Annotated in this window: 12 protein-coding genes and 1 pseudogene; 4 read left to right on the top strand and 9 right to left on the bottom strand. The window is 54.0% G+C overall.

The annotated features are described in order from the left end of the window. Positions 1-34 precede the first annotated feature (34 nt). The 3 genes and pseudogenes from AC5FRW_RS15725 to AC5FRW_RS15715 form a co-directional block, all read right to left on the bottom strand. The gene (locus tag AC5FRW_RS15725) at positions 35-1,105 is read right to left on the bottom strand and encodes a glycosyltransferase family 4 protein (RefSeq protein WP_493569416.1); all 1,071 of its coding nucleotides are present in this window, start codon (positions 1,103-1,105) and stop codon (positions 35-37) included. Positions 1,106-1,232: 127 nt separating this feature from the next. Then, positions 1,233-2,080: pseudogene (locus AC5FRW_RS15720) on the bottom strand (IS1595 family transposase). Between the two features lie 92 nt (positions 2,081-2,172). Further along, positions 2,173-5,142 (bottom strand): LamG-like jellyroll fold domain-containing protein, encoded by a 2,970-nt coding sequence (locus AC5FRW_RS15715; RefSeq protein WP_493569415.1) that lies wholly within the window; start codon positions 5,140-5,142, stop codon positions 2,173-2,175. 228 nt (positions 5,143-5,370) lie between these two features. On the opposite strand from AC5FRW_RS15715, the gene AC5FRW_RS15710 reads away from it, so the two are divergent. Continuing rightward, the gene (locus tag AC5FRW_RS15710) at positions 5,371-6,339 is read left to right on the top strand and encodes a nucleotidyltransferase family protein (RefSeq protein WP_493569414.1); all 969 of its coding nucleotides are present in this window, start codon (positions 5,371-5,373) and stop codon (positions 6,337-6,339) included. A 505-nt stretch (positions 6,340-6,844) separates the two neighbouring features. Then, positions 6,845-8,095: a Cdc6/Cdc18 family protein gene (locus AC5FRW_RS15705; RefSeq protein WP_493569413.1), complete on the top strand. Its 1,251-nt coding sequence runs from the start codon at positions 6,845-6,847 to the stop codon at positions 8,093-8,095. A 1,168-nt stretch (positions 8,096-9,263) separates the two neighbouring features. Here AC5FRW_RS15705 and AC5FRW_RS15700 read toward each other — a convergent pair. From AC5FRW_RS15700 to AC5FRW_RS15685, 4 genes are all read right to left on the bottom strand, one after another. Continuing rightward, positions 9,264-9,725 (bottom strand): SWIM zinc finger family protein, encoded by a 462-nt coding sequence (locus tag AC5FRW_RS15700; RefSeq protein ID WP_493569412.1) that lies wholly within the window; start codon positions 9,723-9,725, stop codon positions 9,264-9,266. Positions 9,726-9,799: 74 nt separating this feature from the next. Continuing rightward, positions 9,800-10,018 carry a hypothetical protein gene (locus AC5FRW_RS15695; protein ID WP_493569411.1) on the bottom strand — a complete coding sequence of 73 codons (219 nt, stop codon included), beginning with the start codon at positions 10,016-10,018 and terminating at the stop codon, positions 9,800-9,802. After that, positions 10,018-10,635 (bottom strand): DUF6735 family protein, encoded by a 618-nt coding sequence (locus AC5FRW_RS15690; RefSeq protein ID WP_493569410.1) that lies wholly within the window; start codon positions 10,633-10,635, stop codon positions 10,018-10,020. The genes AC5FRW_RS15695 and AC5FRW_RS15690 overlap by 1 nt, the downstream gene beginning before the upstream one ends. A gap of 450 nt (positions 10,636-11,085) precedes the next feature. Continuing rightward, positions 11,086-11,928, bottom strand: a complete 843-nt coding sequence (locus AC5FRW_RS15685) for a DNA-binding protein (protein WP_493569409.1) — start codon at positions 11,926-11,928, stop codon at positions 11,086-11,088. A 780-nt stretch (positions 11,929-12,708) separates the two neighbouring features. On the opposite strand from AC5FRW_RS15685, the gene AC5FRW_RS15680 reads away from it, so the two are divergent. Next, positions 12,709-12,984: a ribbon-helix-helix domain-containing protein gene (locus AC5FRW_RS15680; protein ID WP_493569408.1), complete on the top strand. Its 276-nt coding sequence runs from the start codon at positions 12,709-12,711 to the stop codon at positions 12,982-12,984. Positions 12,985-12,994: 10 nt separating this feature from the next. Continuing rightward, the gene (locus tag AC5FRW_RS15675) at positions 12,995-13,294 is read left to right on the top strand and encodes a type II toxin-antitoxin system RelE family toxin (RefSeq protein WP_493569407.1); all 300 of its coding nucleotides are present in this window, start codon (positions 12,995-12,997) and stop codon (positions 13,292-13,294) included. 1,062 nt (positions 13,295-14,356) lie between these two features. Here AC5FRW_RS15675 and AC5FRW_RS15670 read toward each other — a convergent pair. Beyond that, positions 14,357-14,707: a type II toxin-antitoxin system PemK/MazF family toxin gene (locus AC5FRW_RS15670; RefSeq protein WP_493569510.1), complete on the bottom strand. Its 351-nt coding sequence runs from the start codon at positions 14,705-14,707 to the stop codon at positions 14,357-14,359. A gap of 8 nt (positions 14,708-14,715) precedes the next feature. Further along, positions 14,716-14,988, bottom strand: coding sequence for an AbrB/MazE/SpoVT family DNA-binding domain-containing protein (locus AC5FRW_RS15665; protein WP_493569406.1), 273 nt, complete (start codon positions 14,986-14,988; stop codon positions 14,716-14,718). Positions 14,989-15,087 lie beyond the last annotated feature (99 nt).

The raw sequence follows: 15,087 nt of genomic DNA, 5'->3' as shown, positions 1-15,087 counted from the left end.
CTATAAATCTCCTCAATAATATCCTCATCAAAAGTCAATCACGTATTTCTTGAAGCGACTGTGCCATAGCTTCAACCTCCGGTGGTTGAGGAGGATTCGTCGGCGTTTCTATTTCCTGACTAATGGCCCTCCGAAGGGCAGTCACATCATTAGGCGGAACGACGCGATCGTCGTCTAAAATCATGGAAGCACCGGCTGCTTCAGTAGTTATTACAGGAGTATTAAAATGTAGTGCTTCGTTGACTACAAGCCCCCATGGGTCATGCCTAGTGGGAAGGACAAATAAATCGGCGGTTTCATATAGACCCGATTTTTCTTCTTCTGAAACATATCCAAGGAAGCGAACTCTATCATCGTTCTTTGCGAGTACTTTAAGTTTTCCCTCTTCTGGGCCTTCTCCTGCAATAAGTAGCTCACAGGGCTTGTCAATTCCCATAAACGCATTGATGAGCAAATCCACGCCCTTTCTATGACTTAAATGACCGACTGAAATGACAGTAAACAATTCTGGAGACGAACTGATAGTGGGATCACTTTTAGCCAATTTTGAGCCCGGATATACCTGTGGCGAAGTAATAACGGGTACTCCCCCAGGCGATTCTGATTCAGCCAATTTAGCTGCTAATTTGCTGAAGGCCACGATTCGATCTGCCTGCCCGTAGAGAATCTTTCGGAAACCCCTTTGAACTATCTGCCAACTTTTGTAACTTATTTTCGTCGGGAGTCCTCTATTCTGTGCTAAACTCCATTCTGTGTCAATATTTTCTGTCCAGATAGTTAATTGGGTATTTGTGAATCTACTCATAACCATCATTGTAATACTGCAAAGGATCATAGTTGAAGTAGAAGAAGCTATGTACTCGTCATAATCCTCTTGGAGGAGTTGGTACCAGAAGAGGATAGGGATCACTAACGGCCCGGTTTTGACGCTCCAAATAGAGGATTCATTGAAATTTTCTGGGTCGTGATCAACCTCCCACTTACGATAGTCTGCAGCTGCGTTTCCGTAATATACTGTAACGTCGCATGATTCCCCTACGGATTCAAATACAGGCGGCCTATAGGGAGTTTTAGCCGCTTCAAGAATTGCGATTCGCTTACTCACGGTAGTGAAAATACATTTCCAAAGATTATAAGCTCATGGATAGAATTTGCTGTTCAACCCGAAGCGGTTCGTGATAATCGCATCGGCGCGGTATCCTAGACCCTTTTGTAAAGGCTGTTGTTGATTTTCAGAGGGCAGCGTAGAGAGCATGTTTGAGCGCTTCATCACCTGATTTTCTGTATAGTTCGCGGCGGAGCTGAAAGGTTCTGAGATACGACGTTAGCTTATCTTTCGAGACTCCCCGGTGGGCAGAGAGCTACCGTCGCGTCAGCGACGCGTGGTTCTCGTAGATGTTGATGTGGATGCCACCGTCGGCGTATTCTCCGTCGCCGCGAACGACGTATTCGCGGTCAAACTCGTCGTCCTCCAACGGGTCGTAGGCCCGAAATCCATCTCTATAGACGGTTAGCGACTCCTCTTCGTGGTCGGCGAGCAGGGTTCGAACGGTCAATTCCTCGGCGAATTTCGCTGGCACGGCGTCGATCATCCGAGTCACGTTCGACCAGCATAAACATCGGCGGCGTATTGCCGATGTATAATCCTTGTCCACGCGTGGATAGGCTACGTGAGCGTGACCCTAGTCGCGTTCGTGGCCTTTGAGGCCAACAGAGAGATACACTTCGTCGATTTCGACGGTCCAGACAACGTGATCAAAGGCGCGTCGAACGCACTGGCGAAGCGTTCAACACGCCACCCCACTGCTCTGTATAAAAGATCGAATTTCGCCTTAATATGACGAATACCCGTGTTAAGCTGCAAGAACACGCAAATCTTGAAGTACCACTCTTTGAGATTCAGTTTGGAGTGAGGGAAGATCGTATCGGTCTTGTCGTTGAACGTGCGACTGCAATTCATACACAAATTCCGCTGATACATCCGATAGCTGCCGATTCTGACCGGACGGTCAGAAGCGGTAGCAGGGGACTCCACGTCATCACGCCAGCAAACCTGTTGCAGCGGATCCGCGAGTGCCATGATCAGTTCTCGCTACAGCCTGCTCGTTCCTCAATTCATCAACTAGACAATGGCTGTCCACAGACAGTAATTCGAAATAATAACTAGTCGTCTTAGATATTTTTATTCTTAAATCCGACATAATCTATGTCCCCAATAAATTTACTTACCAGATCCGAAGTAGCACCAATTACAAATCGATTCTCATTTTCTATTTCACTCGTGAATTCACCACTTCCGACAAGTTTACCATCAAGATACATACGGAATTGATCACCATCTCGAACAAGACGTGCTTGGTGCCATCTTGCATCATCAATACGTTCCTTGCTCTCAATCTTTATCGCCTCTTCTCCATTTCCTACGACACCTATTAACCTTCCCCTCGCTAAAGCAAGAGTATATCCACTTGTGTTCCTGTATGCACTGTCGGATGCGGTTGTAGCAAGACGTGGCCATTTTGTTTCATTTATGTAATCAATATTCGGGTGTGTTCTAAACCGAACGGTCAGGGTAAACTCGTTGTTCCATAATGTGCTTGCATTGTCAACGACCACTGTATCACCTCCGTCGAATGAAAGAGCGTGTCCATTGTCTGTCTGAGTCCACGACGCGCCTTGTATCCGAGCATGGTTCCCGCCTTCCACGTCAAACGCCACAGATCCCCGACCGGCTTCAAGTGGCCAGTGTGCATGGTTACTCTGATTAGTAAGAAATTCACCGTTCGACACTGCCGTTTCGGGGACATACGTGTCGTTCACACCAGTGTACTGGCCCGGATATGGAACTATCGCGCCGTACCACCCGTTCTTCGTCGTTCGTACGGTCCGTTCATAGGTGAACGTCGTGCCTGATACGGTTCGATTGGTCCGTAGCTGTATTGTTTCATTGGGCGGTGCCCGTCCGACAATCCCCGCACCCGGAACAAGGGAAAACACCTTCTGGTCACCGCTTTCCGAGATATGCCGCAATCTGTAGTGTGACAATGGGTCGCTCCGAGTGGTTTCGCTTCCGTGGTTTTCGTGGAGACGGACCTGTAACGAGTTGGGGGCAGACACGTTAATCGAGTCTGTCACAACGGACGTGTTCCTCTCACTGAGCCGATTATACCACCGGGGCCCGTTAGTAGATCGGAGGAAGTCGGCGTAATTCTGGCGTGCATACGAGTATGACTCAGAATCACCATCAAGGAAGTAGTTGTACACCCGGTTTCGTCCCCAATTACTGAGTACGTATCCGCCCGAGTCGCTCTGATTGAGACTGCTAGCATTAGAACCAACCCATATCGCAGTTCGATAGGTGTCATCCCCAATAGCGAGCTGACCCTGTTTAATGGGGGTCTGTACTAATCCTATGCTCGTTACGAGCAGGAGCACAACTAGGAGGTGCCCCAACGATGCCCGATCAGGTAACTTGACCGAAGAGGGATGGATGACGTCAACAACCGCTCGCCAGTTGTCAAGCACTCGCGGTCGCGTCGTGATATCAACCACTGCAGCCAAATGGACAAATCCGATACCGGCAAAGACAGCGATAAGCACTGCGAGCTGTCCGGCAAAGCGGAGCTGGACTGTTGCCAGAAGCAAGAAATATACCGTGTATATCCCGACAACGGCCCACGCAGGACGATGGTTCCGGTAAGCCTTCCAGAGGGCCAATCCCACATAGGGTAACGCCAAATACAGCGTAAATCCGAGAATGAAGATTGGGGCGAGGATGCTCCCAAGTTCACCGCTGAATAGGGAAGCCGTCTCTGCAATATTCGTTTGACCGTAATACTCTAGATAATTGAAAAAACCCGTTATCGTATTCGTGAATTCTGGAAGCGTAAACCACGCAATAACGAGACTAGCGACACCGACCGCAAGGGCCCCACCACCGATCGTTTTCGTCGATAACTCCAGTCGGTATCCAAGTTCGCCGAGCAAGAGAACACCGATGACACCACAGAGTAACAGTGTTGGGGCAAAGCTTCGGATCCAGCGCAGAGACCAACCCCAGACAGTCGATGGGAGTGCCGCTAACAACGCGGCAACCGTGAGACCAGCAATCAATGGTGCATTACCGAGTAGGGGCGACGACCCGGAACGACCGTCAGAGATAGCGCGGTAGACCGCGTAGCCGCTAACCGGGAGGTAGAGCAACGGGCCGGCACGCCAGGCCAGCGACTGTGCGGTAATTCCGAGCCCGAGAAACGCCGTGCTGACCCAGACCGCCCACGACCTAGGGAGTGAAATACTGTTATTGCCGAGCTTCAGATCCACTTTCTCGTACTCGGTGGCAAGCACGACCAGTGCGTACGCCGTCAGAGTGAGCCAGAAGTAGTCGAACGCGTGGTGATCGCCGAACCCGAGCGCAGTCCGATACGCGTGAGCGGGCGTCAACGCGAGTAGGACAACTGACGCAAGTCCGACCCGTCGGTCCGCGGTCAGCCTGACGGCAAGGAGATAGACAAGCAGTGCTGTCAGAACAGCCGAAACAACGGGGAGCCACGCAAGTGCGAGGCCTGCAGTACGGGGCGTCCCACCCATGAGTTCGGCTGTCCACCACGCTACGATGACGTAGAGGTGGTCCTGTGCAAGACCAGTACCAAGAAACTCCGAGAGTGACCCGAACGCGAACGGCGATAGATCCGCAGCAAGCAACTGCTCGACGAAGTAGCGATACCCCCAAGGGTCGTTTCCAGCGAGAACAACGTGCTCTCCTCTGAATACACTCCCCCAGATGAACACCACACGAGTAAGCGCAACGAGGGCGAGTGTCCCCATGAACGCAAATACCGCTCGTCGATCAATGTCAGGAAGTGAGAAAGAGAGTGAATTGCCTGCATCGTCAGATCCGTTCTCAACTGACTCGTCGTTGAGGACGGCACGGACGGCATCAGCGTCAGTTAACCGGTAGCCGTCATCACGCTCTTCGACGATATCGCGGGAGACGATTTCGCCGAAAGTACCGGAGTCAACGGGGACCTCATCGAACGTCCAGGGCCCGTCCCCATCCGCGCTGAGAAGTACTTCGATATCAGATTCGAGTTGGGGTTTCTCTTCGAGAAGGGAATCAATCTCCTCGCGCACGTCATCCATATTATCTAAGGCACCAATGTTCAACCGAATAAAACCACCGGAGCAAGATACAGAATCCCTTGTTATACCACCACAATATCGTAGTTCTATCATAAGCAACAAAGAAGTCAAAGTTTTAACTGGTACACACCCCCTTCTAAACGTCTTAACGCCGAGGTTGATAGTCTCAATATCGGATACTTGAGAAGGATATACAACTATTTATACACGGCTACAGAGGCAGGTGATATGAAAGCGATCGTCCTCGCGGGCGGGTACGCAACACGGCTCTGGCCGATCACGCGAAATCGGCCGAAGATGCTCCTTCCGGTCGGAGAGACAACTGTCATCGACCGAATTCTGCGTGAACTCGAAGACGACGACCGCATCGGCGACGTATACGTCAGCACGAACGAGCGGTTCGCCGAGGACTTCCGAGAGCATATCGCACAGAGCTCGTTCGAGAAACCGACGTTGACGATCGAAGAAACCACTGAAGAAGACGAGAAGTTCGGTGTCGTCGGAGCGCTCGCTCAACTGGTCGACCGAGAGAACCTTCACGACGACGATCTCCTAGTGGTCGCTGGTGACAATCTTATCAGTTTCGATCTCTCGGGCTTTATTGACTCCTTCGAACAGGACGGCGATCCGACGCTTGCGGCCTACGATGTCGGGTCCCGGGAGAAGGCGAAATCCTATGGGCTGGTTCAACTGGAGGACGACAAAGTCGTCGACTTTCAGGAGAAGCCCGACGACCCAGACAGTACGCTCGTCTCGATCGCCTGCTACGCGTTCCCATCAGAATCGATCCGGTTCGAGGAGTACCTCGAAGCGGGCAACAACCCCGACGAACCGGGGTGGTTCATCCAGTGGCTCGTCGAGGACGGCTCTGTCCGAGCCTTCACGTTCGATGGCGCGTGGTACGACATCGGGACCGCGGAGAGTTACCTCGAAGCGATCCGCTGGGAGAGTAACGGCGAGAACGTTGTTGCTCCGGATGCGACACTTCAGGAGACGACGCTCGGTGAGAACGTCCACGTCCTCCCAGGTGCAGAACTACACGACGCGCACGTCGACAATGCAGTTGTCTTCCCGGAGGCGACGGTCAGAGATGCTAATGTCCGACAGTCGATCATCGACGAGAAAACCCACATCGAAGGACTGGATCTCGACGGCGCGCTCATTAGTGCGCATACACGGATTGCGAACGGGGATTGACTGACTGTTTCGGAAAGGCTTCCGTGTTGTACTGTCTAAGCAAGAAGCGTCACTAGCTGTTCTAGAGATGACCCACACATAGATAACGTGACTCCCCATTCCTATCTACCCCTGAACCGCCTCAAAATTAAGCGATTCGAGGCATTGGGGGAAGACTTCGTCTTTTGCGCCGTCTCGGAATATTCAGCCTGCTCCGCCTGTAGAGACACACCTGTTTTGAAGTTATTCTCACCGATGAACCTCACCTGAGCGGAGCATTACAGATCGACACAGACACCACATTTCCGCAGTCTTTGTAATATACTTTGCCGCCCGAATCAGCGAATACTCTGTCTACCGGATTGCGGAATATAGACACACCATATTTCCGGAGTCTTCAGTCGATAAAGACCTATAGACACCAACTAACACCATACCAGAAGACAAAAGAAATACTGGTCTCGGCGGAAATTGCGGTACCTATAGAAGGGTATGTTTATGACCCATGCTATTCTCTACTTTGGTAATGACTGATCGTGTGTTCACCCGGGGAAAAACACCGTTTGCTGACCGGGATGTCCTCTCCGATCGATACACTCCAGACGAACTTGTCGGGCGAGACAAAGAACTCAAGCAATATATCGACTATCTCGAACCCGCAGTGTGGGGAGAAGAGCCAAACAACATTTTCCTGTATGGGAAAACTGGTGTCGGAAAAACTGCCGCGACACAGTATCTTCTCACACATCTCCAGGAAGACGTTGAACAGTATCCTGATACAGATATCACATCGGTCTACATCAACTGTGACGGGCTTTCAACCTCGTATCGGGTTGCGATCGCGATAATCAATAGCCTTCGAGAACGGCACAACAGGATCGGCGAAAGTGGATACAGCACGTCAGAAGTGTACGAGATGATGTGGTCTGAACTCAACGCCGTTGAGAGGGAAGCAAATCCTGAACAGAACATGATTGTCCTGCTTGTCCTTGACGAGATTGATCATACTGAGGCTGGAGAAGATTCTATTCTGTATCAGCTCTCCCGTGCTGCAGAACAGGATACGCTTGATTCTATGCGTGTTGGTGTGATCGGCATTAGCAATGATCTCACCTTCTCCGATCGCCTCTCTCCGAAAGTCCGGTCCTCACTGTGCCAGAAGAAGATCTTTTTCGAGACGTACGATGCAGATGAACTCCGGGAAGTTCTCGAACAGCGAGCGAAGATCGCATTCAAAGACAACGCGCTTGAATCGGGCGTACTACCACTCTGTGCCGCATACGGTCGCAAACAGAGTGGTGACGCACGAGAAGCACTGGACTTGCTTCGGGCAGCGGGTGATATCGCTCGAAACGACGATCGCGAAATTGTCACGGAAGCAGATGTTGAAGAGGGACAGAGCCGAGTCCAGCGCGAAGGAATCATCGAAGGTGTGCGATCACTCCACGATCATAGTCGGTATGTCCTCTATGCACTCTGTACGCTCGAAGCAGAAACTGCTACTCCTGCACGCACACGAACCATTCACGACCGGTACACCCGTATCTGTGACCTCACTGCGGTCGATTCATTGACCTCACGACGAGTTCGCGATTTCCTAAGAGAACTCGACATGTTAGGGGCAATCACGATCTCCGAACGAAATCAGGGAGAAGCTGGTGGCCACTACTACGAATTCGAACTGGATCATGGATTGGAAACGATGGTGACTGCTCTCGACGGGACGATAGACGATATCGGAATGCACGAGTCACTATCTGCCTATACAGGTAGGTAGTAACCTTGGATCACCCTCTGTATGAGACAGCGGAAATATGGTGTATGATGAGGCCGGGAGTGGCCAAACACACCTCAAGAATCAATTCAGAATACATCTTCTGTTCGAAGATTCTGCAGACAATCTATCGGATCTAATCAATCGAAGAAGTGCCATCACCTTCTGAAAAGACAACGGAAATGTGGTGTGTATCCCTCAGCAGATCTTCCCATCCATTCTATGGACGGCCTCTATCCACAGGCGATTTCAGCTCATTCCACGATCCAGCCTCAAAGACGGCGGAAATCTGGTGTGTCATCAGCCACGCTGAGTCTCAGTAGTGGCTTTTCACTAGGCGCCTGGTGTCTCTCTTCGATTGAGTACTACACTCGTTACCTGGTGTGTCTCTCCATGTGATGAGTGACTACGGTCCAGAATGCTCTGTTGAACCCACAGAAGGCGTCGGGATCGGGTCACTCTGTCGTCGGTTCAGGAGCGCTGTCGAGAGAATTCTAAGTCCCCGTGCCGTCATCGGATTCAACAGAGCAGAGATGTGCCAAAGAGGAAGAGCGTCTCACCAGTCTGAACTGGAAAATAAGCAAATCACAATAAGCACACACACCAGATTTGGAGTAAGGATCTTCGAAGCAGCGGGGTAGCAGGCTTGATACAGCACTCTGGGATAGCACCCTTACTCAAAATCTGGCGTGTGTCCTCCGATATTCCATATCAGCACCCTGTGCGACTGCATGGCAGATCACCGCAGTTTCACCAAGATCTAAGCGATGACGAATTTCGACGAACAGATCGGATTGCATCATGTCAGCTCTGCGTCGTCAAGACACGCGCCCGTCCCTTCTCTGCCGGGCCCTTCCTCGAACGTTCGTGGTTCGAAGTCGTGTGCAATCCCGTATCCATCGATGACGAGCCCACACGCTCGGCAGGTTCGCTCACCAGCGTCGGTTTCGATCTCGCCGTCACATTCGGGACACTGGCCGCTGCAGTTGTTGGAGAGTGGTTCGTCGAAGCCACTTGCGAATGGAGTTCCGATCATATTCAAAGTCAGGGCATCTGGTGTGACGCCCCGCACCCCTCCGGGGGGCGATAAAACACGCGGTAGCAGTGGCTGTGTGATGGTAGACAAAGCTGTTCGCACAATCAGCTACCCGAGGAGGGACGGCGTTGCGAGTCACTCGAACGTCTGTCTGCCTGCTCGATAGCACTCCCAGCACGGAAACGCATCGGAGAGTTCATCGCAATCACAGTCCTCGGGATCATCTTCAGTACCTTCCTGCTCGATGCCCCGCTCGTCAAGAGAGGAGGGAGCGCTCCCGCTCTCTCGGGTTGCTGAGCCACCATCTGCAACCAGTTTGGCCTCGCTCGCAAAGTCGAGGATTGGACGACGCATCGCCACCGCCACACGATGCTTACAGGCGTTGTCGTAGTGTTCGTCTGCAGGACAGGCACACGAGACAGGCAACCCGTCGTCGATCTCGACGAGGTACTCGTGGTTCTCAGGATCGGCATAGCTCTCGTTGCGAACGAGAACGTTCGTCTCCAGCAATTCGAATTCCAGCGCTTCGTACTGGGCACGCTTCAGGATGCGAGTCGGTACGTCAAGGAAATCGAGCGGATGTTCTGCATCACTCATAGCGAAGTGCGAGGGCAGCGCCCCGCACCCCTCAGGGGGGCGATAAAATGCGTCGGCGTGGCTGTCGTCTGCTCCTACTGTCGCCACGTCCGAGGAACGTATCCCTGCTCTTCGACGAGATCAGCATAGTCCCGAAGAATCGCGATGAGTGCGAGCTCGGGAACACCATCCTCGGCAGTTGCGACGAGGAGTTGTTCGAGTTGCTGTTCAGCTTCGACCAGTTCTGCGAGTTCGTTCTCGGGCATGGTAGCGAGGACGATGAATGCGCCCTCGCCCCTCGGGGCGTGATACACTACGGCTGTGCTGGACGGGTCACATGTAGTTCTTGCTCACGACACCATGCTCTGAGCTTATCGATCATGTATCTCATCGCACTCTCCTCGTCGAAGACATCTCGATCTAGCATATCGCCCGTGCAGTCTTTCAGTGCCTTACACCGACCGCGCATGACGCCGTCACCGACAGGGACGCCCTCGTACCATCGGACCGTATAGTATGCGCCGTTGCCGATCGTCGGTGCTTCTGTGACTGTCTCCGCATCCTGTGTGAGCCCAAGCCAGCAAGTTCGATACGGTGTGACCTCGAACGACTCCGAGACGACGTAGAATGCTTCGTGATGGAGATAATCGAGTGTCGTAAAGGCGATGTCGTCGAGGGTGATCGCAACCTCTAGTGGATCGAGATCGATCGGACAATCGTTCGTCGGGGGTGAGATGGAAGTGGTGTCACGAGGAGTGTCGAGAAGCCCCTCGAAGTAGTCTTGAACGTGGTCCGAGGGCGTGTGACCGCCGAAGGGTGTCTGCTTTGCGAGTTTGTCTGTGAGTGTGAGGTTCATCCCACCCCAGTGTGAGTAGTGGCAGTTGTACAGTCCGTCCGGTCGTTCGTAGGCAACGAGTGCTCTGTGTCCCATTGGTACTCTGCGGGGTGTGCCCCGCACCCTTCTGGGGGCGAATAAAACCACTGTGTCCGGAGCGTCTGCATTCTGGAAATGAAGAACAACTACCCCACCACGTCCGCATAATCTACTGTCGAATCCACACGACAGAAGGGGCACCTCACAACACAATCTACTCTATCTCTCTGAGAATTATGCGGACGTGGTGGGGTCCCCAGGGGTTCTCTCACCTGACTCAGGAAGGATCCTTTGGGCGCACTGAGAAGAATACCAAACGGAGTGCGTTGTAGGATCGCTAGTCCACCCTTGATTTCAGGACCTGTGTGGTCGTCCACGAGAGGGCTACGACCCTGGGCGCGCGATGAATCGCCACCGTGTGGCGAGAACGCGCGAGGGGCGTCCGAGCAATGTGAGGACGACGGCTGGGGAGGGGCTGGCGTACAAAAAAGAATGCCAGTGACTATCCTACCACCACGGCCCGCGATCGTCGAATCTGATCTCCGACCACCCCGTCAGCGCAACCGAACACCGGCCTTCGTACCAGCTCTTGGCCACATTCCGTAGCAACACCTGTTCTCCCTCCTCGACCATCGGTATATCCGACCGGACCCAGCTCGTGAATTTCGTTCTCCCTGTCTCATCCGCAATCAGCCCGACCTGACTGATGCTCGGATGTTTGGGTTCCCAAAGCACCTCAACGACCCCGGAAATACTCACCTCGCCGCTCGGCACATCCTCGATCCGATCGATTGGCACAACCGCCCCTTCGCTCATCCATTCTGCCTCCATCACCTCGACCGACGCATCCACGAGATCCGCTCCACGTCCAATCCGCTCTGCTAGTCGACGACTGAGCGCCGCTGTCGTCGGCCCGCCTTTCAGCTGCTCTTTGATTCGCACTGCCTGCTGGTTCACGCCCGCCAACTCCTCACAATCCATCTCCGCTCTCGGATCCACCGCATCCGGATCGCGCCACTGATCCACGCTTGCTGCTCGCTTCTCGAACGTTCGTCGACGTTCTTCACTCCCCTTCACAGCCACCTCACGCGTCCGTGCTTCTCGGTCTGAGTCTTCTCGGTGATCCCAACGGCTTCTCGTTCGGCCGATTTCTGCCTCTCGCGCTGCCAGTTTCTCTTCTGCCTCTAAGGTCAGTCCTCGTCCAACCCCATCGGGATGATTCGTATCCACCCGCCCCTGAATCTCCTGTTCAACCGACCCTCGGAGTTCGGGCGAATCCACCGCCTCGAACTCCTCAGCCGTCTGTTCATCATGCGAAGCTTCTTGTCGAATCGAGTGCTCAATGCTCATTGCAGTAGTATCCGAAGGCGTCCATCCAGCGTCTTCTACTTCCACGACTTCCCAGTCGTGACTCTCCTCAAAACGACGACACCGCTACGCGTGCTGGCCGCGCCTTCACGCGCCCGATAGGGCGCGGCCAGCGCGCACGTTCGAGACCACACTGCCAGCAGCGCGCGCTGGGCGGGCCGGCCGAGTGGCCACGAGAGTTTGTCTGACGCGCCCGAGCGAAGCGAAGGGCCGACTGACTAACCCCGTGGCACCGACGAGCGTGAGCGACGCCTGCGACGAACGCAGTGAGGCGCAGGTCGCACGCGGCGAAGCAAGTGCGAGTCGGCCCGCAAAGAAGCGAGCGCTGCGTGCCATTCAGAGACCACCACAGCCACACTCAACGACCCCCACAACCGCCCCCTGGTGGATGAACGGGCGAGGACCGCTCGCGCTCGGGCAGTCGCTCGTCGGCCCCTCTCGAACACCGTGAGAGATGTCGACGAGCGACCGCGAGCCCCCCGAGGACGTTCGAGTCCTTCCAGACACACCCATACCGGCTGTGAGCGAGGGCCATATCAAGCCACGATCGACATCCGGACACCCCACCGTGTCCGCTGTTCGTTCACCCAAGCAACCGGGACGCAGTAAGCCTCGGATTGTACGGAAGACGAAGGCGTCCGTAATGACGAGACGCTTTCGGCGTCTCGAACCACTTGACTTCGAGGCGGTTCACGAACTGGTTGACGACTCGCGATACGACTGAGCGACAGTTCTTTGAGTACCACCCGCGTACCACGCTGTATGAGCACGGACGCGGACGACAACGACGACGGCGACATGGTGAAATTGAACGTAAAGGTGCCGAAGCGACTTCTCGAAGAGATCGACGAACTGGCCGAGGAACTGGAGTATACCAACCGCTCGGAGTTCATTCGGGAGGTGCTGCGCGACACCACGGAACCGATCTTGACCCCCGGCGCGCAGGAGGGCGTCTCGGAAGGCTACGCGGACGTTGCAGCGGGGCGGACGATGTCCACGGACGAGGCCCGCGAACGCCTCGGCATCGACCAGGACTGAGGGCTGAACGGTGGCTCATGAGGTTGTTCTGACGGAGACGGTGGTCGAAACGCTGGAGCAATTCGAAACAGAGGACGCAGAGCGGATCATCAACAAGCTGGAGAACATTGGCGACTTCCCGGATCATTTTCTTGACCGGTTGAAGAACCACCCCGGCTACAGGCTTCGTGTCGGTGACTTCCGCGTACTCATCGATTGGGACAAGGACAACGAGGTGATCTACGCCATCGATGCGTTCGAGCGGAAGAAGGAGTACCGCGAACTCGGCAAGTATCGAGAGGTATGGGGGTCGTGGCGAGACGATGAGTAGGTGGTGACAGGGCCTGGCGAAGGAGAAACACAACGACGCCGACCGCAATTCCGAGTCGATCCGTGGGCGCATACTGCACCGAACCTGCAACCCGGCGGAGAACATCACTCCACCACTGTAGGGAATGATCCAATCGATGGCGTACCGCGTGCATCGGTGGGCAGAGAAGGATGGAATTGCCGTGTTTTCAACTTCTGTGACGGACGCCGATGACGCGGAACCGCTTCGTGTTCACCGAGGGAGTTCCCTCGTACTGTCCTCGCTTGCACTCCACGTCAACCTCAATATCGATGTACGTCCTCTTTGCATCCGTGTGACTCAACGGACAGAGTCAGCCAAGATCACCGCCAAAATCGCACAATCGGCTCTCTCCTCCGCAAGAAGGGGTTTCACAGGGAGAGAACATCGAATGTGTGGAGAAATAGACGACGCGTGGCGTGTAGGCGAAACTGGAGAGAGCACGCACCTCTGAGCCCCAGAGCACACTTTCGCGTGTCTTGTCTGAGACCGACTGACCAGCGAAGACCCATCGACGGACGCCTTTTCACCCCTTAGATCGCATCCACACACGGTCTTCGTCTGTCGGTTTGGCTACTTTCAGAATCCCCTGCGATGACCCACGTTCGAAGCCGGGCACGTTACTAAAACCGTCTCTCATAGGCGTATACACGCACCTGTGTCTTCCCACAGCTCTACGAATGCCCGAACGGGCGCGCATAGAATCACACACAACTGCTAGTATCCATTGAAACACCCTCTTGCGGGCTGTAGCGACGAGTGTGAATTGCCGGTTTTCTGTTCTGACAGCCTAGATAGCTGCTAGAGGTGTTTTGCGGGCCCGAGAGTCCCCAACAGGCACTTCACCATAGTAGCGCGCTCTCGTATATCTGTGACTACTTCAGCGCAAAACCACTAGACGGTGGACGTGTGTGGACACTAGTTAAGCAGATATCCTGCAACTGCGTGGAACCCACGCGGTTGTGAAATCTTCACTTCCACACCCCTTACGTCACAAGCGCTCAAACAGAACGACCCCCTTGGTAGTCTCTTGTCCTCCGCGTCTCAGGATACCTCAGTCAGTCCGGGGCTATATTTGAGTGCATCATCCACCGCAGTCATCCGACTCGATGAAACAGCACCCACATTGTCAATAATCCGGTGTTCCACAGAAATCGTCCGGAGTTGGCTGCACAGCGCTACCGAGTCTTCTTTCAGAGCACACTCATCAGCTGGCACAAGTACTTCGAAGGGATAGAGCTGGTCTGCAAACGAGGTAGTAAACGGTACGACGATCGTCGTTGGCGCATTCACATTCCCGATATCATTTTGCACGACGAGACACGGTCGAGTACCACGCTGCTCCGATCCCTGCGTCGGGTCCAGCTCAACGAGACCGATATCACCTCGTTGAATTCACACGGTCACGCCTCCCAGTCCGGTGCATCGCCCAGCTGGGAATCTGTCTCCCTGGAGATGTGATATAGTTCATCAGCGATTTCACGATCTCGCTTGGCCCGTTTGCGGTACCCCTCTGCCAGCAACTCACGAGAGACCGGTGGTTCGATAACGAGCTTTCCGTCTTCCTCGTGGATGAGGACTTCATCGCCGCCGCTGAGGCAGAACTGGGCACGGAGTTCCTGTGGAATCGTCACCTCCCCCCGGCCACCAACCTTCCGACGATGTTTTTCGGACATATATATTCAGATCATATTCATACTAATGCCGCTTTGGGTCAGCGTCGGTATCTTGGTGAAGACCCCGGCAGATTCTCGTTGCGATCGCGATGACGCATG

This window comes from Halomicrobium sp. HArcht3-1, from assembly GCF_058933345.1.
Note: the sequence above shows the minus strand (reverse complement) of the source record. Positions and strands in the feature narration are given on the sequence as shown.